The sequence below is a fragment of the Aeromonas fluvialis genome (assembly GCF_000819885.1).
Lineage (GTDB): Bacteria > Pseudomonadota > Gammaproteobacteria > Enterobacterales > Aeromonadaceae > Aeromonas > Aeromonas fluvialis.
The window spans coordinates 83,712-105,114 of sequence record NZ_CDBO01000011.1; the positions used below are offsets into that span (position 1 = coordinate 83,712).

General features: G+C 58.9%; 22 protein-coding genes and 7 tRNA genes. 17 read left to right on the top strand and 12 right to left on the bottom strand.

Features of this window, described 5'->3' with window-relative positions:
- Positions 1-9 precede the first annotated feature (9 nt).
- Positions 10-843, top strand: coding sequence for a co-chaperone DjlA (gene djlA / locus BN1125_RS02490; RefSeq protein ID WP_042010492.1), 834 nt, complete (start codon positions 10-12; stop codon positions 841-843).
- Between the two features lie 81 nt (positions 844-924).
- Here djlA and BN1125_RS02495 read toward each other — a convergent pair whose 3' ends face one another.
- Together BN1125_RS02495 and BN1125_RS18830 are read right to left on the bottom strand one after the other, a co-directional pair.
- Positions 925-2,376, bottom strand: coding sequence for an aminoacyl-histidine dipeptidase (locus tag BN1125_RS02495; protein WP_042010493.1), 1,452 nt, complete (start codon positions 2,374-2,376; stop codon positions 925-927).
- Between the two features lie 603 nt (positions 2,377-2,979).
- On the bottom strand, positions 2,980-3,246 hold the full coding sequence (locus BN1125_RS18830; RefSeq protein WP_156993031.1) for a hypothetical protein: 267 nt from the start codon (positions 3,244-3,246) through the stop codon (positions 2,980-2,982).
- A 79-nt stretch (positions 3,247-3,325) separates the two neighbouring features.
- Between BN1125_RS18830 and gpt the strand changes: the two genes are divergently transcribed.
- From gpt to BN1125_RS02520, 5 genes are all read left to right on the top strand, one after another.
- Positions 3,326-3,793, top strand: a complete 468-nt coding sequence (gpt, locus tag BN1125_RS02500; RefSeq protein WP_042010495.1) for a xanthine phosphoribosyltransferase — start codon at positions 3,326-3,328, stop codon at positions 3,791-3,793.
- A gap of 172 nt (positions 3,794-3,965) precedes the next feature.
- Entirely contained in the window at positions 3,966-5,234 is a 1,269-nt protein-coding gene (frsA, locus tag BN1125_RS02505; protein WP_042010496.1) for an esterase FrsA, read from the top strand.
- Between the two features lie 62 nt (positions 5,235-5,296).
- The gene (gene crl / locus BN1125_RS02510; RefSeq protein ID WP_042010497.1) at positions 5,297-5,689 is read left to right on the top strand and encodes a sigma factor-binding protein Crl; all 393 of its coding nucleotides are present in this window, start codon (positions 5,297-5,299) and stop codon (positions 5,687-5,689) included.
- A 182-nt stretch (positions 5,690-5,871) separates the two neighbouring features.
- Positions 5,872-6,975, top strand: coding sequence for a glutamate 5-kinase (proB, locus tag BN1125_RS02515; RefSeq protein ID WP_042010499.1), 1,104 nt, complete (start codon positions 5,872-5,874; stop codon positions 6,973-6,975).
- Between the two features lie 35 nt (positions 6,976-7,010).
- Positions 7,011-8,264: a glutamate-5-semialdehyde dehydrogenase gene (locus BN1125_RS02520; RefSeq protein WP_042010500.1), complete on the top strand. Its 1,254-nt coding sequence runs from the start codon at positions 7,011-7,013 to the stop codon at positions 8,262-8,264.
- 95 nt (positions 8,265-8,359) lie between these two features.
- Here the strand turns inward: BN1125_RS02520 and BN1125_RS02525 are convergent, their stop codons facing one another.
- From BN1125_RS02525 to rsgA, 6 genes are read right to left on the bottom strand one after another with little or no spacing between them, the layout of a single operon-like run.
- The gene (locus BN1125_RS02525; protein WP_042010502.1) at positions 8,360-8,749 is read right to left on the bottom strand and encodes a hypothetical protein; all 390 of its coding nucleotides are present in this window, start codon (positions 8,747-8,749) and stop codon (positions 8,360-8,362) included.
- Between the two features lie 2 nt (positions 8,750-8,751).
- On the bottom strand, positions 8,752-9,003 hold the full coding sequence (locus tag BN1125_RS02530; protein WP_042010503.1) for a DUF2960 domain-containing protein: 252 nt from the start codon (positions 9,001-9,003) through the stop codon (positions 8,752-8,754).
- Positions 8,993-9,118: a VF530 family protein gene (locus BN1125_RS18835; RefSeq protein WP_342027720.1), complete on the bottom strand. Its 126-nt coding sequence runs from the start codon at positions 9,116-9,118 to the stop codon at positions 8,993-8,995. The genes BN1125_RS02530 and BN1125_RS18835 overlap by 11 nt, the downstream gene beginning before the upstream one ends.
- Positions 9,111-9,362 carry a VF530 family protein gene (locus BN1125_RS02535; protein WP_042010504.1) on the bottom strand — a complete coding sequence of 84 codons (252 nt, stop codon included), beginning with the start codon at positions 9,360-9,362 and terminating at the stop codon, positions 9,111-9,113. The genes BN1125_RS18835 and BN1125_RS02535 overlap by 8 nt, the downstream gene beginning before the upstream one ends.
- Positions 9,359-10,231, bottom strand: coding sequence for an archaetidylserine decarboxylase (asd, locus tag BN1125_RS02540; protein WP_042010729.1), 873 nt, complete (start codon positions 10,229-10,231; stop codon positions 9,359-9,361). Before asd ends, BN1125_RS02535 begins: the two co-directional genes overlap by 4 nt.
- A 40-nt stretch (positions 10,232-10,271) precedes the next feature.
- On the bottom strand, positions 10,272-11,306 hold the full coding sequence (rsgA, locus tag BN1125_RS02545) for a small ribosomal subunit biogenesis GTPase RsgA (protein WP_042010730.1): 1,035 nt from the start codon (positions 11,304-11,306) through the stop codon (positions 10,272-10,274).
- Between the two features lie 91 nt (positions 11,307-11,397).
- Between rsgA and orn the strand changes: the two genes are divergently transcribed.
- The 8 genes from orn (at position 11,398) to BN1125_RS02585 (ending at position 12,818) form a co-directional block, all read left to right on the top strand.
- Positions 11,398-11,943, top strand: coding sequence for an oligoribonuclease (orn, locus tag BN1125_RS02550; protein ID WP_042010505.1), 546 nt, complete (start codon positions 11,398-11,400; stop codon positions 11,941-11,943).
- Between the two features lie 178 nt (positions 11,944-12,121).
- Positions 12,122-12,197, top strand: a tRNA-Gly gene (locus BN1125_RS02555).
- Between the two features lie 36 nt (positions 12,198-12,233).
- Positions 12,234-12,309, top strand: a tRNA-Gly gene (locus tag BN1125_RS02560).
- 33 nt (positions 12,310-12,342) lie between these two features.
- Positions 12,343-12,418 (top strand) — tRNA-Gly (locus BN1125_RS02565).
- A 24-nt stretch (positions 12,419-12,442) separates the two neighbouring features.
- Positions 12,443-12,518 (top strand) — tRNA-Gly (locus tag BN1125_RS02570).
- A gap of 24 nt (positions 12,519-12,542) precedes the next feature.
- A tRNA-Gly gene (locus BN1125_RS02575) sits at positions 12,543-12,618 on the top strand.
- A gap of 24 nt (positions 12,619-12,642) precedes the next feature.
- Positions 12,643-12,718: transfer RNA gene (locus BN1125_RS02580), tRNA-Gly, on the top strand.
- A 24-nt stretch (positions 12,719-12,742) separates the two neighbouring features.
- A tRNA-Gly gene (locus BN1125_RS02585) sits at positions 12,743-12,818 on the top strand.
- Between the two features lie 381 nt (positions 12,819-13,199).
- On the opposite strand, the gene BN1125_RS02590 is transcribed toward BN1125_RS02585, so the two are convergent.
- From BN1125_RS02590 to BN1125_RS02600, 3 genes are all read right to left on the bottom strand, one after another.
- Complete coding sequence (locus BN1125_RS02590) at positions 13,200-13,409, bottom strand: cold-shock protein (RefSeq protein ID WP_042010507.1); 210 nt, start codon at positions 13,407-13,409, stop codon at positions 13,200-13,202.
- 272 nt (positions 13,410-13,681) lie between these two features.
- Positions 13,682-14,347 carry a LysM-like peptidoglycan-binding domain-containing protein gene (locus BN1125_RS02595; protein ID WP_042010508.1) on the bottom strand — a complete coding sequence of 222 codons (666 nt, stop codon included), beginning with the start codon at positions 14,345-14,347 and terminating at the stop codon, positions 13,682-13,684.
- 99 nt (positions 14,348-14,446) lie between these two features.
- On the bottom strand, positions 14,447-16,549 hold the full coding sequence (locus BN1125_RS02600; RefSeq protein ID WP_042010510.1) for a methyl-accepting chemotaxis protein: 2,103 nt from the start codon (positions 16,547-16,549) through the stop codon (positions 14,447-14,449).
- Positions 16,550-16,823: 274 nt separating this feature from the next.
- On the opposite strand from BN1125_RS02600, the gene gltX reads away from it, so the two are divergent.
- Positions 16,824-18,239, top strand: coding sequence for a glutamate--tRNA ligase (gene gltX, locus BN1125_RS02605; protein WP_042010512.1), 1,416 nt, complete (start codon positions 16,824-16,826; stop codon positions 18,237-18,239).
- A gap of 148 nt (positions 18,240-18,387) precedes the next feature.
- Here the strand turns inward: gltX and BN1125_RS02610 are convergent, their stop codons facing one another.
- Positions 18,388-19,638 (bottom strand): methyl-accepting chemotaxis protein, encoded by a 1,251-nt coding sequence (locus BN1125_RS02610; RefSeq protein WP_042010514.1) that lies wholly within the window; start codon positions 19,636-19,638, stop codon positions 18,388-18,390.
- A gap of 32 nt (positions 19,639-19,670) precedes the next feature.
- Here BN1125_RS02610 and BN1125_RS02615 point away from each other — a divergent pair, with 32 nt between their 5' ends.
- Both BN1125_RS02615 and BN1125_RS02620 read left to right on the top strand, forming a co-directional pair.
- Positions 19,671-20,489: a potassium channel family protein gene (locus BN1125_RS02615; RefSeq protein WP_042010516.1), complete on the top strand. Its 819-nt coding sequence runs from the start codon at positions 19,671-19,673 to the stop codon at positions 20,487-20,489.
- A 146-nt stretch (positions 20,490-20,635) separates the two neighbouring features.
- Complete coding sequence (locus BN1125_RS02620; RefSeq protein ID WP_042010517.1) at positions 20,636-21,241, top strand: TIGR04211 family SH3 domain-containing protein; 606 nt, start codon at positions 20,636-20,638, stop codon at positions 21,239-21,241.
- The last annotated feature ends 162 nt before the right edge of the window (positions 21,242-21,403 follow it).

Below are 21,403 nucleotides of genomic sequence, written 5' to 3' on the forward strand. Positions count from 1 at the left end.
TCTTGAACCATGCGTATTTGGGGTAAGGTGCTGGGCGCCTTCTTCGGTTTTCTGCTCGGCAATATCATCGGCGCTCTGATTGGCCTCTGGATCGGCCACCGTTTCGACCGGGGCATGGGGCTGCAGGGGGCATTTCGTCGCGGCCCGAGTCAGCAGCAACAAGCCGTCTTCTTCCATGCCACCTTCTCGGTGATGGGCCACATCGCCAAGTCGAGCGGTCAGGTGACTGAACAGGAGATCCGGGTTGCCTCCAACCTGATGGATCGGATGCGGCTGGCGGGCGAACAGCGTGCCCGGGCGCAGGAGTCGTTTCGTCTCGGTAAAGAGGCCGACTTCCCGCTGCGCGAGACCCTGGCCGAGTTTCGTCGCGCCAGCCAGGGCCAGCGCGACATTCTGCGTTTCTTCCTCGAGGTACAGTTGCAGGCGGCCTTTGCCGACGGGCGGGTAGAGGATGGCGAGCGTGCCATTCTCCATACCATCGCCGACGAGCTGGGGTTCAGCCGCATCGAGCTGGCCCGCATTCTGGCGATGGCCGAAGCGCAGATGAACTTCTTCAATCAGGCCCATGGCCAGTATCAGGGGGGCCATTCCGGTGGCCAGCAGTACCGTCAGGAGGCACCCTCTGCGGATCGCCTTAAGAATGCCTACCAGTTGCTGGGGGTGAGCGAGAGTGACAGCGATCAGGATATCAAGCGCGCCTATCGCAAAGAGATGAGCAAGCATCATCCGGACAAGCTGGCCGCCAAGGGGCTGCCGCCGGAGATGATGGAGATGGCCAAGGAGAAGACCCAGGAGATCCAGCAAGCCTGGGAGTGGATCCGCGAGGCCCGCGGCATCCGTTAAGCGCCAAAGTCTGGCTGGAACAGACAATAAAAAGCCCCGCAGCAGTGCGGGGCTTTGTTTTGCCGTGTGGCGACGGCCGGGTTATTTGGCCGGAATGGCTTCCAGCACGTGCACCAGTAGTTGCCAGAAACGCTCGACTGCCGGGATATGTACCTTCTCGTCAGGGGAGTGGGCACCACGGATGGTCGGGCCGAAGGAGACCATGTCCCACTCCGGATAGGCGCTCTTGAACAGACCGCACTCGAGACCGGCGTGGATCACCATCACGTTGGGCATGGTGCCAAACAGCGATTGGTAGCTGCTCCGTACCAGCGCCATGACGGGGGAGTCCACGTTCGGTGCCCAACCCGGATAGGCACCGGTGAATTCGCAGCTGGCACCTGCCAGGGTGAACAGGGAGCGGGTCATCTGCTCGATGCTCTCGCGGCCGGAATCGATCAGGGAGCGGATCAGGCACTGGACGTACACTTCGCCATCTTGCGTCTTGATGACCCCCAGGTTGGTGGAGGTCTCGGTCACGCCGGGCATGGCATCGCTCATGCGCATCACGCCGTTCGGGCAGGCCAGCAGGGCATCCAGCAGGCGTTGCTGCAAGGAGGCGCTCATCAGCTTGGCCGGTTTGGCGGCGCTGTTGACCAGCAGGGTCAGGTTCGGCTCGGTGGCGGCCAGTTCGGTCTGGTAGATACCGGTATAGCGGTCAACCAGCGCCTTGAACTCGTTCACGCTGGCGGCGGGCACCAGCAGGGTGGCGCGGGCTTCGCGCGGGATGGCGTTGCGCAGGGTGCCGCCGTGGATCTCGGCCAGACGGATACCCAGCGGCTCGGCTGCTTTGAGCAGGCGCACCAGCAGCTTGTTGGCATTGCCACGACCGCGATGGATGTCGCAACCGGAGTGACCGCCACGCAGCCCTTTGACCGCCAGCTCGAACGCTTCACCTTCGCTGGCGTCAACCTGCTCGAGCGGGAAACGGATATTGGCATCCACACCGCCGGCGCAGCCCATATAGACCTCGCCATCCTCTTCGGAGTCGGTGTTGAGCAGAATTTCGCCCTCCAGCCAACCCGCTTCCAGGCCGAAAGCGCCGGTCATGCCGGTCTCTTCGTCGGTGGTCAGCAGCACTTCCAGCGGACCGTGCTTGATGGTCTTGTCAGCCAGCACAGCCAGGCAACCGGCCATACCGATGCCGTTGTCGGCACCCAGGGTGGTGCCACGAGCAGTGACCCACTCGCCATCTACATAGGCATCGATGGGGTCGGTCGCGAAGTCGTGTTTGGTGTCGGCGTTGGCCTGCGGCACCATGTCGATGTGGGCCTGCAGCACCACGGCTTTGCGGTTTTCCATCCCCGGGGTGGCCGGTTTCTTGATGATGATGTTGCCGACCTTGTCCTGCTTGACCGCCAGACCTTCCCCTTGGGCCCATTGGATGATCCAGGCGCTCAGTACGGCTTCATGCTTGGAAGGGTGGGGAATGGAGCAGATCTGTTCGAAGAAATGCCAAATCAGTTTGGGAGAGAGAGAGCTAAGCTGTGCCACGTCGGGACTCCTTACCAGCACGGAATAAATAGGGCCCCATCAACGGGCCGGGGAAGAGGATAACGATAATACAGTCAATCACACAAAAATGTGAGCAATCAGCGCAAATCAACGGCAGCTTGTGCTGACCCATGGCAACCAGGCAGTACGATTGTCAGGTTCGGACGACGCAGGCTGGTAGAAAAGAAATTATGTGACCGATCTCACAAAAATATTGAATTTCACGCACTGACTGGTAAATTAGCCCCCATGGTTCGCCACCCGTCAGGATGACGATGAAAGCCTCCAGGGAACCGAAGCAAAGCAAGTGCGCCTCCATGGAACCGAGTGTTCGTTCAAGGATTTGAGCCCGCATTAAAGGTACGTAACTTGTTAAGCAATCAGGAGTTTCAATATGCCAGGCAGCAACTCAACCTATTGGTTTGCCCCGTCTTTGTATACCCAGGGTTTCAGCTACCCTAACCCCTTCGTCACTCGTCGCTAAGACGAGCTGCCCAACCAGGCAGAGGCGAGAAAGCAGCAGGTGCGTGAGGTCAAACCTCCCCCTGCTATTTTTTTATCTGCGATTTGCCGCTACGCCTATTTTGGTGTCATTAGCAGCGACTAGAAGGTTGGTCGTTTGGCTCTCATGATGTGCCAAATGGAGAGGGTGATGCCGATTTTTCCTGTTTTTGGCATACGTTTGCCAGGCATTTTATCTGCAAACGGTGCTATCATACCGGCCCAATAGCCTGTCCGCGGTTTGGACACATCATCTAACCGATCGCCGGATACGCCCATCTTGCTTCCATTGTTATCAGATTTGCTGCCGAGGCTCAGCCCTGAGGCCGCCGAAGTGCAATCTGAATTCAGTCGGGCAAGGGCAGCCATTTGCTGGCATCCGCAGGGGGATTTGCGGGTTTAATTATTTTAAGTGATTGTTTTTATATAACTATTCGAGATCGATAACATGCCGAAAAAGTTCTATGTGTCGTGGGACAACCTGCAACGTGAAGCTCGTCGTCTGGCCCGTCGTCAGCTACCTGTCAGCCAGTGGAAAGGTATCATCGCGGTTAGCCGTGGTGGTCTGGTGCCCGCTGCCCTGATGGCCCGTGAACTTGGCATTCGTAATGTGGAAACCCTCTGCATCTCCAGCTATGACCACGACAACCAGCGCGAGCTGGTGGTAGTGAAGGCCGCCACCACCGCCGGTGACGGCGAAGGCTGGCTGGTGGTGGAAGATCTGGTGGACACCGGCACCACCGCCAAGGCGATTCGCGAGCTCTACCCGAAAGCCAAGTTCATCGCGATCTTCGCCAAGCCGATGGGCGAAGCGCTGTTGGACGATTTCGAAGTGGCGATCCCGCAGGATACCTGGATCGAACAGCCGTGGGATATGGCGCTGGAGTTCACCACGCCAATCTGCGACGAAGAGTAACGGGATGGGAATGTGACGCTCACAGCGTCCATTGACCGCAACCGGTAATAATGGTTTCACAGGGCTCCAGTTTGGAGCCCTGTTTTTTTGTCTATCAATCTGTTGCGGGGTGGCTGTGCGGCGGTAAAAGTGGTTAAGATGGACCATTGCCTGATATGAATGGGACACTGCCTTGGACTTGAACGAAGACCTTAATCTGACTGAACAGCTCTTTACCCGCGTCAAGAAGGTATTGGAAACATCCGAGATCTCCAACTCCAGCCCGGCGGACATTGCCGAGGCAGAGTCAGACGAGATGTTTATCGACGGCTCCATGTCCAAGAGCTGGTATCGTCTGCTGCGCCGCCCCTCCTGGGCCTGGCAGGGGGCTGATCCGATCGAGGTGGAGCAGACCCTGGCCCGCATCGCTATGGCAAGCGGCGAGCGCACTCACGATTGCTATCTCGATACCATCAAGGGCTATGTGCCCGGCAACTGGATCTACGAGTGGAGCCAGGTGGCTGGCAACTATTTCAAGCAGGGCCGCGAGCTGCGCGAGCAAGGGGATGCTGCTGGCGCCCTGCAAAAGCTGCTAAAGGCGGTGCGTTACTACTCCATCGCCAGCTATCCCCATCTCAAGGATGACGAACTGGCGGATCAGGCCCAGCTGCTTGGCAACATGGCCTATCGCGAGGCCGGTCGGCTGTTCAAGGTGCCGCTCAAAGAGATCCAGGTGCCCTTTCGCGGAAAAAATATCCAGGGTTATCTCCACCTGCCAACCACCGACAAACCGGTGCCGTTAGTGATCATCAGCGGTGGGATCGACTCCCTGCAGCTCGATTTCCTCAACTTCTATCTCAAGCGGCTTGAGCCCAACGGCATCGGCATGCTCTCTCTCGACATGCCGGGTATCGGCTATGCCGAGCATTGGCCATTGGTGCAGGATTCCAGCCGCCTCCATCAGGCGGTGCTCCATTATCTCTCCGAAGTGGCCTGGGTCGATCACCAGCGTATTGCCATGGTCGGTTTTCGGCTGGCAGGCAATGTTGCAGCCCGGCTGGCCTTTATCGAACCCTTCAAACTGCGCACCGTGGTCTGTGTCGGGGCTGGGGTCAATCAGGTGTTTACCAATCAGGAGCTGTTTGCCAAGTGTCCGCGCATGATGCGGGACAGTCTGGCCAACCGCTTGGGGGCTGATGCGGCGCAGTGGGATGGCATGCGTACCAAGTGCCAGGTATTTTCACTGAAAACACAGGGATTGCTGGGGACTCGCACCTCCGTGCCGATATTGAGTATTGGACACAAGCGAGATTTTATTTGTCCCGAGCAGGATGTACGGGCATTGGCGGCGGCCAGTCGTAACGGCAAGGCCATCGTATTCGACAAACAGCCTTTGCTGGAGGTGTATGACAAGGCACTGGACGAAATCGTCGAGTGGCTGAAACAGCATTTGTGTACCTGACATTGCGCTAAAGAACTGACGCCATCCCGAGGTGGCGCGGCTTGTTTAACAGGGAGGTTAACATGTCTGAAAGAGTGACCTACAAGCGACTGCTGAGGCAGTTTGCTGCCATTGGCCCCTATTTGCGCGAGGATCTCTGTGAAGAGGGGCGTTACCGTTTCGACAGCCTGTCCGTTTGTGTCAGTGCCAAACCGGCGCCGGACAAGCGTGAGTTTTGGGGCTGGTGGCTGGTGTTGGAGCAGGAGGAACATCTGTTCCGCTATCATTATCAGTTCGGATTATACAATGCCGATGGCGTGTGGCTCGACAAGCCGATCCCCAAGAAACATCAGATGGAAGTTGAACGAACACTCAAACGTTTCTACAAGCTGATCAGTGACAAGTTAGCCTTGTTTGAGTGTCAGTTAGTGCCTGCCGAACAGGTGACCAACGAGTTGAGCGTAACGGCTGCCTGAGCCCCTGATGCCCGGCGAGCAGCACCCAGCCGCTTGCCGGGCGATCAGTCAGCCATTTCCCCCTTCCGCTCGCAATCATCCGGGCCTTTGCGCCCATCTCCTCACCCCGGCGTTAATTGCCTTGCAGGGCTCCATGGCCGTGGGTATAAAGATATTCCTTACTTTTTAGCCTTTATGCTCCCATGGAAAACAGAACCATAGTCGTCAAGTTGGGCACCAGCGTGCTCACAGGGGGGTCTTCCCAGCTCAATCGTGCCCATATGGTCGAGCTGGTCAGACAGTGTGCAGCCTTGCACCGTCACGGCCATCGCGTGGTGGTGGTCACTTCGGGGGCTATCGCTGCCGGGCGTGAACATCTGGGCCACCCGCCATTGGCACCGACCCTACCCAACAAGCAGATGCTGGCGGCCGTTGGCCAGACCCAGCTTATTCGGGTATGGCAGGATCTGTTCAACCTCTACGGTCTGCATATCGGCCAGATGCTGCTGACCCGCGCCGATCTGGAAGATCGGGAGCGTTACCTCAACGCCCGCGACACCATGCGCACCTTGCTTGATCACAGGATCATTCCGGTGATCAACGAAAACGATGCGGTGGCGACCGCCGAGATCAAGGTCGGCGACAACGACAACCTCTCCGCACGGGCCGCCATTCTGGCGGATGCGGATCTGCTGATCCTGCTGACCGACCAGAAGGGGCTCTTTACCGCCGATCCGCGCACCAATCCGGATGCCCAGTTGATTGAAGAGGTACAGACCATAGACGATACCCTGCGCTCGCTAGCGGGTGACAGTGTCAGTGGCCTCGGCACAGGCGGCATGGCTACCAAGCTGCAGGCAGCCGATGTGGCGCGTCGCGCCGGGGTCAATGTGGTGATCGCCACCGGCCAGATGCCGGAGGTGATCGGCCGTCTCGCCAAGGGTGAGCGTATCGGCACCCTGTTCCCGGCGCTGGCGTCCCCGCTGGAAGGGCGCAAGAGCTGGATTTTGGCTGGCCCGCCCCCTCACGGCGAAGTCCATGTGGATCAGGGGGCTGTCGCCGCCATGAAGGAGAAAGGCTCCAGCCTGCTGCCCAAGGGGATTGTGGCGGTGAAGGGAGATTTCGTGCGCGGCGATGTGGTGCGGATCCTCGATCCCAAGGGGGCCGAGCTGGCCCGCGGCATCTGTCGTTACGACCATCTGGAGCTGGAGAAGCTGCGGGGCGTTCACTCGGATCAGATTGAGCAGGTATTGGGCTACGGTTACGGTTCCGTGGCGATCCATCGAGATGATATGGTGCTGCTCTAATCAGGGCGGCACAACATGAATAAAAGGGAACCGAGATGAGTCTGGAGAAAATGGGGCAGGCGGCCCGTGAAGCAGCCTATCAGCTGGCTACCATCAGCACGGCGCAGAAGAATCGGGCGCTGGCGGCGATTGCCGACGAGCTGGAGGCCCGCAGCGAGCAGATCCTGGCGGCCAACGACAAGGATATCGCCGCAGGGCGCGAGGCTGGCCTCTCCGAGGCGATGCTGGATCGGCTGCTGCTCAATCCGGCCCGGCTGGCCGGTATCGTGGCGGATGTGCGCAAGGTGATCACGCTGGACGATCCGGTCGGCACCGAAATGGATAGCCGGGTGCTGGAAAATGGCCTGCGTCTCTCCCGTCGTCGGGTGCCCATCGGGGTTATCGGCGTCATCTACGAGGCGCGCCCCAACGTCACCATCGATATCGCCAGCCTCTGCCTCAAGACTGGCAACGCCAGCATATTGCGTGGCGGGCGCGAGACCTTCCACTCCAATCTGGAGCTGGTGCGGGTTATCCAGCATGCCTTGGCGGCCTCCGGTCTGCCCGAGGCGGCGGTGCAGTACATCGACAACCCTGACAGGGCCCTGGTAGGTGAGTTGCTGCGCCTCGACCGCTATGTGGACATGATCATCCCCCGCGGCGGTGCCGGGTTGCACAAGATGTGTAAGGAGAACAGCTCCATCCCCGTCATCATCGGTGGTTTCGGCATCAGCCATATCTTCGTCGACGAGAGCGCCGATCTGGTGCGCTCTCTGGCGGTCATCGACAACGCCAAGGTGCAGCGCCCCTCTGCCTGCAACGCCCTCGATACCCTGCTGGTGCACGAGAAAGTCGCTTCGACATTCCTGCCGCAACTGGTGGCGCTGATGAACGAGCGCAAGGTGACGCTGGTGGCCGCGCCCAACGCCATGGCGCTGCTGGCGGGTGCCGACAACCTGTGCGAGGCGGGGCCAGAGGATTTCGATACCGAGTGGCTGGGACTGACTCTGGGGGTCAAGTTGGTGGCGGATGTGAACGAGGCACTGGCCCATATGCGCGAGCATAACGCCGGCCACTCCGATGCCATCCTGACCAACGATCTGGCCAACGCCGAGCGTTTCGTCAACGGTGCCGGTTCGGCGGCTGTCTATGTCAACGCCTCGACCCGTTTCACCGATGGTGGCCAGTTTGGTCTGGGTGCCGAGGTGGCTGTCTCGACCCAGATGCTGCATGCCCGTGGCCCCATGGGGCTGACCGAGCTCACCAGCTACAAGTGGGTAGGGCAGGCCGATTACCTCAGCCGCGCCTGATTACAGGCTGTTTCAGAAACAAAAATGCCGACCACTGGGTCGGCATTTTTTCGCTGGTATCGCGCCGATACCGCGCAGTGCGCTATCGCTCTGGGTTATTTCCCCTGATAGAGCACCTTGTCACCGGATTTGAGCACATATCCCTTCCAGGGGAAGAGGGTGTAGCCGCTGCCCTGCCACGACCAGTTGCCCTCTGCACCCTGACGGGCAAGCTGGTGCTGCTCGCCGGTCGGCAGAGTCAGTTCGGCCTTGCTCTGATCGGTGTTGAACAGCACGAAGGCGCTGCCGATCTGGTCGGCATCGGTCGGATTGAGCCGGATACCCTCTTCAAACAGGCGCACGCATTTGCCGGTCAGCGCTGACCACTGATAGCCCGCACTGCCGATACAGCCGTGGCTGTCGCGATCGCTGCCAACCAGATGTTGTTCCGGTGTACTGCATGCCGCCAGCAGCAGGGAGGCGGCCATCAGGGCCAAGGTGCGCATGGTTACTCCTGCAGATCCCGTTCAATGACGATGCTGGAAAAGCCCAACTCCTTGAAGTAGTTCTCCTGATAAGCCTTAACGCTCTTCTTGTCACGGCGACAAACCTGGGCCAGCTGGGCCTCCATAGCGTGGAAGCTGGAGAGGTCAATCCCTTCGGCAGCGGCAATGGCGTCATAGATGCTGCGGAACTTGTCGTTGGCGTAGCCCAGCTCTTTGGTCTGTTTCTTGTAGGTGTAGGTGATCTTAAACGCCATCTGGCCCTTCCTTCTTCGATTTGGCTTGCTTGCGCTGGACGTAGAGATAGAGGCTCTCTACCTTCTCCCGAGCTCTGTGCGTCTTGCGCAGGGATGTCAGGCCGGATTTAAACACAGTCAGAGCCTTTCAGCTTGGTCTGCTGGCGTTGTACATACAGATAGAGGCTCTCTACCTTCTCCCTAGCCCAGGGGGTCTTGCGCAAGAACTTCAGGCTGGACTTGATGCTGGGGTTATCGGTGAAGCAGCGGATATTGATCTGCTGCCCCAGCTCTTCCCAGCCATAGTGTTCGACCAGCGCGGTGACGATGGCTTCCAGGGTCAGTCCGTGCAACGGGTTGTTTTTCTGCTGCTCGCTCATGCCTGCTCCGCCAGTTTGGCAAAGGGTTGGCCCATGCGGGTGGTGACCCCGTTGGCCAGATGCGGCTCGAAACCGGCCAGCATGCCCGGACCAAACAGACAGACCACGGTACTGCCCAGCTTGAACAGGCCCATCTCGGCGCCTTTTTGCAGAGTGATGGCCTCATCACCGGTGTAATCCCAGCGCACCACTTCCTTCTGCTTGGTCGGCGCGATATTGCCGGCCCAGATGGTTTCGATGCTGGCCACGACAGTGGCGCCGACCAGCACCAGCGCCATCGGGCCGTGCGGGGTACGGAAGGTGGCGACCACCCGCTCGTTGCGGGCAAACAGGTTCGGCACGTTCTCGGCGGTGAGCGGGTTGACGGAGAAGAGGTCCCCCGGCACGAACACCATGCTCTCCAGCACGCCGTCCAGCGGCATATGAATGCGGTGGTAATCCTTGGGCGCCAGATAGATGGTGGCAAAGTCACCATCCTTGAACGGCGCCACCAGATCCTCATCGCCACCCAGCAGCTCGCGGGCGCTGTAGTCGTGGCCCTTGGCCTGAATGATGCGGCCCTGATGGATGGGGCCGAGCTGGCTGACTGTGCCATCCACTGGCAGCGCCAGGGTCATGGCATCTTCAACCACCGGGCGGATCCCCGGTTTCAGCTCACGGGTGAAGAACTCGTTGAAGCTCTTGTAGTGGGCCGGACTCTCGTGCAGCGCCTCGCTCATGTCGACCTGATACTGCTTGATAAAGGTCTCGATCACCCGGGTGGTGAGGTTGCCCGCTTCGGCAGCGGCAAATTTGCCGATCAGACGGGAGAGGGCGTGCTTGGGCAGACAGTATTGACCGGCAATTTTCAGGTTGTCAGTAATGCTCATGTTTATCATCAGCTCTTGGCAAAAAGAGGGGTGAATCGGGTCACAGGCGCGCCTGTTGGCGGCCATGACGGGCTTCCTGCATGGTTTCCAGGATGCGGTGATAGTTGTGGAAGCGATCGGCGCTGATGGCGCCACTGTCGACTGCCGCCCGCAGGGCGCAGCCGGGATCGTCCTTGTGGGTGCAGTCGCGGAACTTGCAACCACCCAGATAGTCACGGAACTCGATAAAGCACCAGGTGATGCGATCGGCTTCCAGATGCCAGAGGGCGAACTCGCGGATCCCCGGGGAGTCGATCAGATCGCCACCGCTTGGGAAATGGTAGAGTCGCGCCGTGGTGGTGGTGTGCTGGCCGAGCCCCGAGTTTTCGGAGATCTCGCCGGTGAGTACGTCCAGCCCCGGCATCAGGGCGTTGGTGAGCGAGGATTTGCCTACCCCGGACTGGCCGACGAAGATGCTGATCTTGCCCTCGAACTGGGCCTTGAGCTCATCGAGCCCCTCGCCACTCTCGCAGCTCACCAGGATCACCTGGTAGCCAAGCTTGCGATAGGGCTCGAGCTGGCTGTCGATGCGCTTGCGCGCCGCCGCATCCAGCATATCGACCTTGTTCAGCACGATGAGTGGCTGGATCTCCACATCCTCGGCGGCCACCAGATAGCGGTCGACGATATTGGTGGAGAACTCGGGCATCACCGCCGAGACGATGATGATCTGGTCGATGTTGGCGGCGATGGGTTTGACCCCGTCGTAGAAGTCCGGCCGGGTCAGTACCGAGTGGCGCGGATGCACCGCCTCGATGACGCCCGCTGTCGCTGCATTGAGGCCGGGACGCCACACTACCTTGTCGCCGCACACCAGACTGCTGATGCTGCTGCGCCGCAGGTTGCTGCGGTGGATGGTGCCATCAACCGCTTCCACGTCTGCGTGCTGACCAAAACGGCTGATCACCACCCCTTCGATGGCGGGGCCAAACAGGGTGTCATCCACCACTGTGGTGTGATCTTTTTGCAGCCGCCGTTCGCGGTTGGCCTGGACGCGCCTTTGTTGACCCAGATTGAGTTTTGCTTTCTTTGCCACTCGATTCGCCAGTTTATGAACAGATCCAAAGCCAGTATGATACATGTAAATTGACAAAATTCCGCCATTCCTCCCAATAGAGAGAGTAATCATGACAGTCAGCGCGCAGAACCTGGTATGGATCGACATGGAGATGACGGGTCTCGACCCTGAAGAGAATGTGGTACTGGAGATTGCCACCATCGTCACCGACAAGGACCTGAACGTGCTGGCCGAAGGGCCGGTCATCGCCATCCACCAGAGCGAGCAAGAGCTGGCCAAGATGGACGAGTGGAACGTCAACACCCACACCAAGAGCGGTCTGGTGGCCCGGGTCAAGGCGAGCCAGCACGATGAAGCCAAAGCAGTGGCCGAGACGCTTGAGTTTATCCGCCAGTGGGTGCCGGAGCGCACCAGCCCGCTGTGCGGCAACAGCATCGGTCAGGATCGTCGCTTCATGGTCAAGCACATGGCCGAGCTGGAAGCCTTCTTCCACTACCGCAACGTCGACGTCAGCACCATCAAGGAGCTGGTACGCCGCTGGCAGCCGGAGTTGCTGGATCAGTTCAAGAAGAGCGGCACCCATCAGGCGCTGGACGACATCCGCGAATCCATCGCCGAGCTGCAGTTCTATCGCAGCCACGTCTTCAAGATCTGAGTCTGCGGCAAGGGCTTGTGGTCTCCCGGTTGCTAAAATCGACAGTTCGGCCAGCTTTTGAGCGAACGCGCGCATCCAGACAAAAAAGCCCTTGCAATTGGAATGACTGCTCTTATAATTCGGCTCCCGTACAGTAGCGCAAGCAACCAAATGCTGTACGGCCTGTTTTAAGGTAGTTGCGGGAATAGCTCAGTTGGTAGAGCACGACCTTGCCAAGGTCGGGGTCGCGAGTTCGAGTCTCGTTTCCCGCTCCAAAATCTGATGATGACACTGGTGCAAACCAGCCCGATGCGGGAATAGCTCAGTTGGTAGAGCACGACCTTGCCAAGGTCGGGGTCGCGAGTTCGAGTCTCGTTTCCCGCTCCAATCATCAGCCAGCCTCAAGACAACCAAATTGTTGCGGGAATAGCTCAGTTGGTAGAGCACGACCTTGCCAAGGTCGGGGTCGCGAGTTCGAGTCTCGTTTCCCGCTCCAAACATTTGTAAGTGATATTCCGATGCGGGAATAGCTCAGTTGGTAGAGCACGACCTTGCCAAGGTCGGGGTCGCGAGTTCGAGTCTCGTTTCCCGCTCCAATCACTTGCAGATGACATGCTGTTGCGGGAATAGCTCAGTTGGTAGAGCACGACCTTGCCAAGGTCGGGGTCGCGAGTTCGAGTCTCGTTTCCCGCTCCAAACATTTGTAAGTGACATTCCGTTGCGGGAATAGCTCAGTTGGTAGAGCACGACCTTGCCAAGGTCGGGGTCGCGAGTTCGAGTCTCGTTTCCCGCTCCAATCACTTGTAAATGACATCCTGTTGCGGGAATAGCTCAGTTGGTAGAGCACGACCTTGCCAAGGTCGGGGTCGCGAGTTCGAGTCTCGTTTCCCGCTCCAATCTCTCTTCGAATTCAATCTCTTTCCCCCCCAAGCTCACGAATCCAGTTTTTCCATACAATCACTGCCACACCCAGTTGGTAGAGCATGATCCGTGCTTGCCAAGGTTGGGGTTGCGAGTTCGAATCTCGTTTCCCGCTCCAATCTATCCTCGAAGTACACCAATCCATGTTCGAAATTACCCATCACATCGCGCTGCGATGCCTTGTCGCATCTGTCGTTTACTCCGCTCGTCTCTGCCTTCTTCTGTCAACAGGAAGGGTATGCGGGGGCTTACTCTGTGGGGTGAGCGAGACAAACGGTTGTGATAGGAGAGGGTAAATTGCGGACAAAAAAAGAGGAGGGGCCTTGGCTCCTCCTGCATGATTCACTGGCGCGGGCTTAGACCAGAGTAACGTTCTCAGCCTGGGGGCCTTTTTGGCCCTGAGTCACAGTGAACTGGACTTTTTGACCTTCAGCCAGGGTTTTGAAACCGGTGCTCTGGATGGAGGAGAAGTGAACGAAAACGTCCGGACCCTGAGATTGCTCAATAAAGCCAAAACCCTTGGTTTCGTTGAACCATTTTACCTGGCCGGTGCGAATGTCAGACATGTGCTAAATCCTATCAATAACAAAATGAAACTAAGCCCGTGCTGGGCTGCATTTGCCTTGCAATCAGGGGTTGGCTCATGACTGACCACGTCTCTTTGTCCCAGTAGCACGCAGAACAATCCCTGTCTAAAGCACAAACGATTGTACGTTAGCGCCGATCCTTGTCAATTTGACCCTTTTCATTTTTTGAATAAGCTAAAAATATTGTGAAGTCAGTAGCTTATTTAAGAGATTTGCCCCACAAAAACGGGAGGCCGCAGCCTCCCGTTTGGTCATTCCTTGAGGGCGAACCCTTCGCCCTGCCGGTCGTAGCGGTAGACTGCCTGACCGTAGGAGCGGATCTCCACCCGCTGGGTGCGGCGGGTGTCGTCCACCAGGATGAAGATGGCTCGGCCAGATTGTAGGCGGGTCAGGGGGCGATCCGGCCCTTCGATGGCGATCAGGCGGCTCAGCTCTGCACCCGGTAACTCGAATTTACGCCAGATGGCGTAGAGGGTCTCGCCGGCCTGTACCTCGTGCTGCAACCAGGTGCCGTTGACCTTCTCTTCGACCGGCTTGGCGGCGGGGGCACTCCCCGCAGTACCATTGCCCACGGTGAGTGCCTGAGCGGGCACGGCCAGCGGCACGTCCAGCGAGCCGGAGGGGGCCACTTTGGGGGCGGACGGCGCCGGCTCCCAGGCCAGAACCAGCAGCCAGAGCGGGAACAGGATCAGCAGGCCTATGGTGTTGTTGCGGGGCAGTGGGCTGGACAGCTTGAATTTGCCTGTTTTGGCATCCTGGCGGTGTTGGTCTGAGTTGTTCATTTCTTGACCAGAACGTTGGCGCAGGGACAGGGTCGCGGCATTGATACGATGGAGCAGGGATCCTTTTGATTCGTCTTGGCGACGCTGCTGGGCTCGTCTGTTATGGCCACGTGGGCGACGGTCCGGGGTGGGCACGGCATTTACCTCTCACTACATTGCCTGCCATCAGGCAAATATAGTGCCTATGGTAAACGGACTCGCCCCCGAGGGGGAGAGTCCTGATGCGGAAAATTATCAGCTGAGACGAAATTGTCCCAATAATTGCTGCAATCGCTCGGCGGCCTGACGCAGAGCCTGACTGGCTTTGGCCGTTTCGGTGGCATCCTGGGCGATGTCGTTGGCCAGGGCGTTGGTTTTTGACAGATTGCCGGAGACGGTTTCGGAGACCGAGCTCTGCTCTTCGGCGGCGGAGGCGATCTGGTAGGTCATGTCGTTGATGGTGGAGATGGCCTGGTAGATGCTGCCGAGCGCCTCTTCTGCCAGATCTGCTTCGCTCACCGCCTGATGGGTCAGCTGCTGGCTCTGGGTGATGGCATTGACCGCATTGGTGGAGCTCTGGCGGATCTTCTCGATCAGCTCCTGGGTGTTCTGCACCGCCTGCTGGGTATTGCCCGCCAGCTTGCGCACCTCGTCGGCCACCACCGCAAAGCCACGGCCCTGCTCGCCGGCCCGGGCCGCCTCGATGGCGGCGTTGAGCGCCAGCAGGTTGGTCTGATCGGCAATCCCCTGAATGACGGTGAGGATGCTGGTGATCTGTTCGCTGTCGTGGGCCAGCCCTTCCACTACCTCAGCCCCTTTACCGGCTTCTGCCGCGACTTTGTGCATTGACTGGATCACCTGCTGGAAGCGTACCTTGCCCTGATCGGCCGCAGCCTGGGCCTGTTTGGCCGAATCTGCGGTGTGGTTGGCGTGGGTGGCGACCTCCTGACTGACGTAGGACATCTCCTGTACCGCGGTCAGCATCTGCTCCATCTCGGCCTGATGATGCTGCAGGTTGTTGTCGGTCTGGCCGGCGATGCGGTCGGTGTCACCGGCATAGCGGTTCACCTCGCTGGCAGTCTTGAGCACATCCCCGAGCAGCCCCTGCAGCTTGTCGATAAAGCGGTTGATGCCTTTGGCCAGATCCCCCAGCTCGTCGACCGAGCCGGTCGTGAGGCGTTTGGTGAGATCCCCTTCACCATCGGCGATGTCATCCACCAGGCTGACCATCTGACGGATGGGGCCTGTGATGCTGCGTGCAATCACCAGCATGGTGGCCAGCGCCAGCACCAGTACGATAACGGCACCCACCAATTGCTGGGTCATGGCTGCCTGGTTCATGTCGCTCAGCTGGCTTTCCAGTTGATCGGCCCCCGCCAGTACCACCTTGTAGGGCAGGGTGACGATGATGGCCCAGTTGCGGCTCATGCCCGGCACCATGATGGGGACGGAAATACGGAATGACTCGTCCAGCTCCTGACGCTGAACTTCCGGTTTGAGGTACTGTTGCCACTGGTTGCCCAGCACCTTACTTGCGCTGCTGCCGAGCAGGCTGGTATCACCGCTGGTGCCGGTGATGACACCGGCGGCGCTGACGATCAGGGTTTCGCCCTTGCCGTCATAGATATTGCTGTTGAGGCTCTTGGCCTGACGACTGATGGAGTCCACCGCCAGATCCAGCGCGGCGATCCCCTTGAACTGACCATCCACCATGATGGGGGTGGTGATAGTGCTCACCAGCACCTGCTGACCGTTGATATCCACCTTGAAGGGATCGATGAGGCAAGAGCGTCCTTCCCGTTTCGGGCAGGCGTAGTAGTCGTTGGCGGGATTGCCGAATTCGTCCGGGTCGGTTTTTTCGATGGAGAGCAGCAGATCGGTACCGATTTGATCCTTGTCGCGATAGAAGTAGGGCACGAAGCGCCCCTTGTCGTCACTGCCCAGCGCACTCTGGCCAGCAAAGCTGGCATCCTGACCGTCGAAACCGTTGGGTTCGAAGCCGGCGAAAGCGCCATAGAGTTGCGGCTCCAGCGCCAGTTGCGCCTTGAGCAGATCGGTCGTTTGCTGGCGATCCAGCGGCAGCTTGCCCTGTTGCTGCAGGGCGAGGGCGCTGGCCATCTGCTGGGTATAGGAGAGCCCCTTTTGCAGCAGCTGGGTGATGGTAGCCGCCTCGGCGCGGGCATTGGCGCTGACCTTCTGCCATGCCTCCTGCTGCAGTGCTTCACGGCTGGAGCTGATGGTCAGTTGTTGGGTTTGTTGGCCGGAGTATTGGTTGAGCAGGATCAGGATGACCAGGGCTACTGTCATGGCGATCCCGGCCATCACTAGAATGCGATTCTGGATAGAACGGAACTGCATCGTCTCTTCCTTGTTCGTGAAAAATATGGTAAGCGCTATGTGGCTATCGACCGGAGGAGGCAGTTCTCCAGCGTTGTGTAGAGCACATTGGAAACAGCGCTTCTGTTTTGCGATTCTCCTCAAATATCAGGTGATAGATGAAGATGGTGACAGCTTTAATCCTCCTCTTTAGCCCGCAATGGCCTCATGGTTTTCCCATCCGCGATGGTCGGTGCTAAAATGCGACGGTTTTTTCTAACGAATTGGCCCAAGGCCCTCTACACAAGGCTTAAAGATGAAAGTCAAAACCCGTTTTGCTCCCAGCCCGACCGGCTTTTTGCATGTCGGCGGTGCCCGTACCGCACTCTATTCCTGGTTGTTTGCAAAGAGCCAGGACGGCGAGTTCGTGCTGCGTATCGAGGATACCGACCTGGAACGTTCCACTCAAGAGGCGATCGACGCCATCATTGAGGGCATGGAATGGCTGGAGCTGAACTGGGATGAGGGCCCCTACTACCAGACCAAGCGCTTCGATCGCTACAACGTTCTGATCGACGAGATGCTGGCAGATGGCCGCGCCTACAAATGCTACTGCTCCAAGGAGCGGCTGGAAGCGCTGCGCGAAGGTCAGATGGCCAACGGCGAGAAGCCCCGCTATGACGGCAAGTGCCGCGACCACGCCCACGATCACCCGGCCGATGCGCCCCACGTCATCCGCTTCCGCAACCCGACCGAAGGTTCCGTGGTGTTTGATGACCACGTCCGTGGCCGCATCGAGTTCGCCAACACCGAGCTGGACGATCTGATCATCCGCCGTACCGACGGCGCGCCGACCTACAACTTCTGCGTGGTGGTCGATGACTGGGATATGGCGATCACCCACGTGGTGCGTGGCGAAGACCACATCAACAACACCCCGCGTCAGATCAACATCTACAAGGCCCTGAACGCCCCCGTGCCGGAGTTTGCCCACGTCTCCATGATCTTGGGTGATGACGGCGCCAAGCTCTCCAAGCGTCACGGTGCCGTCTCCGTCATGCAGTACCGCGACGACGGCTACCTGCCGGAAGCGCTGCTGAACTATCTGGTGCGTCTGGGCTGGTCCCACGGCGATCAGGAGATCTTCAGCCTCGACGAGATGATCAAGCTGTTCAGTCTGGATGCCATCTCCAAGTCCGCCTCCGCCTTCAATACCGACAAGCTACTGTGGTTGAACAACCACTACATGCGCACTCTGGATCCGGCCTATGTGGCCCAGCATCTGGCTTGGCACATGGAAAGCCAGCAGATCGACACCAGCAATGGCCCGGTGCTGGCCGACGTGGTCACCCTGCTGGCGGAGCGCTGCAACACCCTGGTCGAGATGGCCGCTCAGAGCCGCTACCTGTTCGAAGATTTTGAGGCGATCGACGAAGCGGCTGCCAAGAAGCACCTGCGTGGCGTCGCAGCCGAGCCGCTCACCCTGGCCAAAGCCAAGCTGGCTGCACTGGATACTTGGACTACCGAAGCACTGCACGAGCTGATTGAGGCGACTGCCGCCGAACTGGGTCTGGGCATGGGCAAAGTCGGCATGCCGCTGCGCGTGGCGGTGACCGGGTTGGGTCAGTCCCCCGGCATCGACGCCGTGATGGTGCTGGTCGGCAAAGAGCGGGTACTGGCTCGAATTGATCGCGCACTGGCCTACATCGAAGCCCGCATGGCTGCCGAGTAAGTTTTGCTGATGTTGCAGGTGAGGGAATAACCCTGTTCTGCTAGATGCTAAATAGAAAAAATCCGAAACCACTGGTTTCGGATTTTTTTATGGCCGGGATCGGCGGGGACAGGGCACAACGGCGGTCATACCCGACCAGAGCGACTTGTCAGGCGATCTTGAAGGACTGGATCTGGCTGTCGAGTTCCTTGCTGTGCTGCTCCACCAGCTCGGAGGCCTCTTGCAGCTCGCGCAGCACTACGACGGAGCCTTCGGCGATCTGCTTGACCTGTTCCAGATTGCCGCGCATCTCTTCGGCGACCGAGCTCTGCTGCTCTGAGGCTGCGGCGATGTGGCGGTTCATGTCGGCTACCCCCTGCACCCGCTGCACTATGGTAGCGAGTTGGGTGCCAGCCTGGGTGACCTGTTCCACCCCCTTGTCGGCTTGGCGCACGCTCTGGGCCATCAGCTCGGCGGCCTGACCGGCATTGCCTTGCAACTGTTCGATCATCTTCTGGATCTCGACGGTCGCGGCCTGAGCCCGGTTGGCCAGCTCGCGTACTTCGGAGGCGACTACCGCAAAACCGCGACCCGCTTCACCGGCCCGGGCCGCTTCGATAGCGGCGTTCAGCGCCAGCAAATTGGTCTGCTCCGAGATGCCGCGAATGGTGTCGACCACAGAGCCAATGCGCTCGACCCCCTGCTCCACCTCGTTGACCACGGTGGCGGAGCGTTGGATGTTGCCGGAGAGGGTATCGATGGTGCTGACGGTATCGGCGACGCAGCGGCTCCCCGCTTCTGCCAGCTGGCTGGTTTCGGCGGTGGCGTGAGAGGCCTGATCCGCATGGGCGGCCACTTCGCGAATGGCGCCGACCATCTGGCTCATGGCGCTGGCCAGCTGTTCGATCTGGGTGAACTCTTCGTTGATCGCTTCGTTGGCCTCTTCCATGCAGAGGGTCACCTGGGAGGCGATGTCGTTGAGCTCCTTGCAGGCGGCGCGCTGGTTGCCAAATACTGCTTTGAGGTTCTCCTGCGAGTGTGAGACCGCCTTGGCGATGTCACCGAATTCGTCACGAGACTTGAGCAGTACCTTGTGGCTGAGGTCCCGCTTGGCGAAGCGTTCCAGCAGGCCCACCAGATAGTGCACCTGCTTGACCATCAGGCGGGAGCCGGTGAGCAGCAGGATCACGAACAGCAGCCCCATGATGGCGGTCTCCATCAGGCTGCTCCAGAGCAGGCGGTCGGCAATGGCATTGGCTTTGTCCGGATCAAACCCTTCACTGAGCAGGGTGGTCTCCAGATTGCTGGTATCAAACCAGAGTTTGGCCAGTAGCAAAATGGTACTGACCACCATCAGCAACACCACTTTCGGTACCAGCCGAACGTTGCTCATCCGCTTCTCCAGCAGGTTCAGCTGCATCGTAAAATCTCCTTTGAACGTTGCTTTTTCCTTTGCCCTCAAGGCTATCGGCATTATCTTCTCTTTTATTAATTTGCACTGTGCTTAAAGTTGGAAAATGTATGCGACATCACTTAACTCATCTGCGGGCGATGGATTTGCTGATGGCATTTCTGTCGATTGTCTCGGTTGTGCTGGTGACGGCCCGCTGGTGGGGCAATGAGAGCCTGACGCCACAGACCCTGCAGCTCTTCTATGACCTGGACAGCCTGATCTGTTACTTCTTTCTTGCCCACTTTGCTTATGGCTGGATCCGGGCTCCCGATCGCAAGGCGTTCTTCAGGGCTAACTGGATCTATCTGCCTGGCAGCCTGCCGATGGTGGAGCAACTGCGCTGGGCCCGTTTGCTGCAACTGTGGCGGGTTTATCAACTGTTCAAGGCGAACCCGGATCTCTGGGCCATGTTCCGTCGCGAGCGCAACGAGACCACCCTCTCCGGCATTCTGTTTTTATTCTTTCTGTTGCTGGGGGTGGGTTCCGGCGTCATGTACTGGATTGAGTCAGGCCAGCCCGGCAGCCAGATTGAGACACCCTATGACGCGTTCTGGTGGACGCTGGTGACCCTCTCGACAGTGGGTTACGGCGATCTGGTGCCCAAGACCGAGGAGGGTCGTTTTATTGCCAGCCTGCTGATCCTGTTCGGGGTTGGCCTGTTTGGTGCCATCAGCGGTTTTATGGCCAGCATCTTTTTGCAGCCGGACAAGGAGAGTGAGGCCGACAAGTGGCGTCATCACTACAACAACCAGCAAGAGGAGCTGCTGCGGGAGATCCGTGCCCTGCGCAGCGAGGTGCGGGAGTTGAAAGACAAGTGAGGCTGCGGGCGGGCCAGTTGTGAGGTGACTCGCAACGCTGCCCCCTTTATCCGGGAGGCGCTGCTTTTTCTTTGCTTGTCCTTTAGCCTGCTGGCGGCTTAACATTCATCCTCTTGTCCAAACCTGAAAAAGAGAACCGATCGACCATGCGCGCCCTTCTCGGGATTTTGATCTGCTTGTGTGCCCAACAGGCACTGGCCGATACCCGTTATGTTTCAGACAACATCTTTACCTATATCCACAATGGTCCGGGTACCCAGTACCGGATCCTTGGCAGCGTCAAGGCTGGTGAACCGCTGGAGGTGAAGGCGGTGAACGGTGAGGCCGGTTTCACCCAGGTGGTGGATGGGCGTGGCCGCGAAGGGTGGATAAAAAGCAATGAACTGCAGAGTGAGCCCAGCTTGCGTGAGCGGCTCCCTCAGGTAGAAAAGGAGCGTGATGAGCTTAAAGATCGCCTGCAAAACCTCAACGGTGACAACGAGAAACGTTTCACCGAGAAGGACGGTCAGATCGCGGCCCAGAGCAAGGAGATTGACGCCCTCAAGGTCCAGCTAGCCAGCCAGAGCGAGGAGATGCGCTCACTAAAGGAGCAGAATGAGGCCCTCACCCAGAGCTATGACAACCAGGAACACGATATGCAGATGGACTGGTTTATCCGTGGTGGCGCCATGGTAGGAGCCGGTATCCTGCTTGGCATCCTGTTGCCCATGCTGCCCCGTCGTCGCAGTCGCGGCGATCGCTGGATGAACTGATCTCACCGGTCAGCATGAATGGAAGGGTCGCCGTGGCGACCCTTCTTCTTTTTATCTGCGTCTTGCCCGTGCCGGTTGCTGCTGCCTGTGCCCGGATAGCGGAAGGTATCGACACGATATCGTATACAAAATGATGCCGATCTGCCCTCGTTACAGCCAGCA

Bases quoted from the DNA above. Each gene is read 5' to 3' on its own strand.
- djlA (WP_042010492.1), top strand. From the start codon at position 10: ATGCGTATTTGGGGTAAGGTGCTGGGCGCCTTCTTCGGTTTTCTGCTC.
- BN1125_RS18830 (WP_156993031.1), bottom strand. From the start codon at position 3,246: ATGGCTGCCCTTGCCCGACTGAATTCAGATTGCACTTCGGCGGCCTCA.
- gpt (WP_042010495.1), top strand. From the start codon at position 3,326: ATGCCGAAAAAGTTCTATGTGTCGTGGGACAACCTGCAACGTGAAGCT.
- crl (WP_042010497.1), top strand. From the start codon at position 5,297: ATGTCTGAAAGAGTGACCTACAAGCGACTGCTGAGGCAGTTTGCTGCC.
- proB (WP_042010499.1), top strand. From the start codon at position 5,872: ATGGAAAACAGAACCATAGTCGTCAAGTTGGGCACCAGCGTGCTCACA.
- BN1125_RS02520 (WP_042010500.1), top strand. From the start codon at position 7,011: ATGAGTCTGGAGAAAATGGGGCAGGCGGCCCGTGAAGCAGCCTATCAG.
- BN1125_RS02525 (WP_042010502.1), bottom strand. From the start codon at position 8,749: ATGCGCACCTTGGCCCTGATGGCCGCCTCCCTGCTGCTGGCGGCATGC.
- BN1125_RS02530 (WP_042010503.1), bottom strand. From the start codon at position 9,003: ATGGCGTTTAAGATCACCTACACCTACAAGAAACAGACCAAAGAGCTG.
- BN1125_RS02535 (WP_042010504.1), bottom strand. From the start codon at position 9,362: ATGAGCGAGCAGCAGAAAAACAACCCGTTGCACGGACTGACCCTGGAA.
- asd (WP_042010729.1), bottom strand. From the start codon at position 10,231: ATGAGCATTACTGACAACCTGAAAATTGCCGGTCAATACTGTCTGCCC.
- orn (WP_042010505.1), top strand. From the start codon at position 11,398: ATGACAGTCAGCGCGCAGAACCTGGTATGGATCGACATGGAGATGACG.
- BN1125_RS02590 (WP_042010507.1), bottom strand. From the start codon at position 13,409: ATGTCTGACATTCGCACCGGCCAGGTAAAATGGTTCAACGAAACCAAG.
- BN1125_RS02600 (WP_042010510.1), bottom strand. From the start codon at position 16,549: ATGCAGTTCCGTTCTATCCAGAATCGCATTCTAGTGATGGCCGGGATC.
- gltX (WP_042010512.1), top strand. From the start codon at position 16,824: ATGAAAGTCAAAACCCGTTTTGCTCCCAGCCCGACCGGCTTTTTGCAT.
- BN1125_RS02610 (WP_042010514.1), bottom strand. From the start codon at position 19,638: ATGCAGCTGAACCTGCTGGAGAAGCGGATGAGCAACGTTCGGCTGGTA.
- BN1125_RS02620 (WP_042010517.1), top strand. From the start codon at position 20,636: ATGCGCGCCCTTCTCGGGATTTTGATCTGCTTGTGTGCCCAACAGGCA.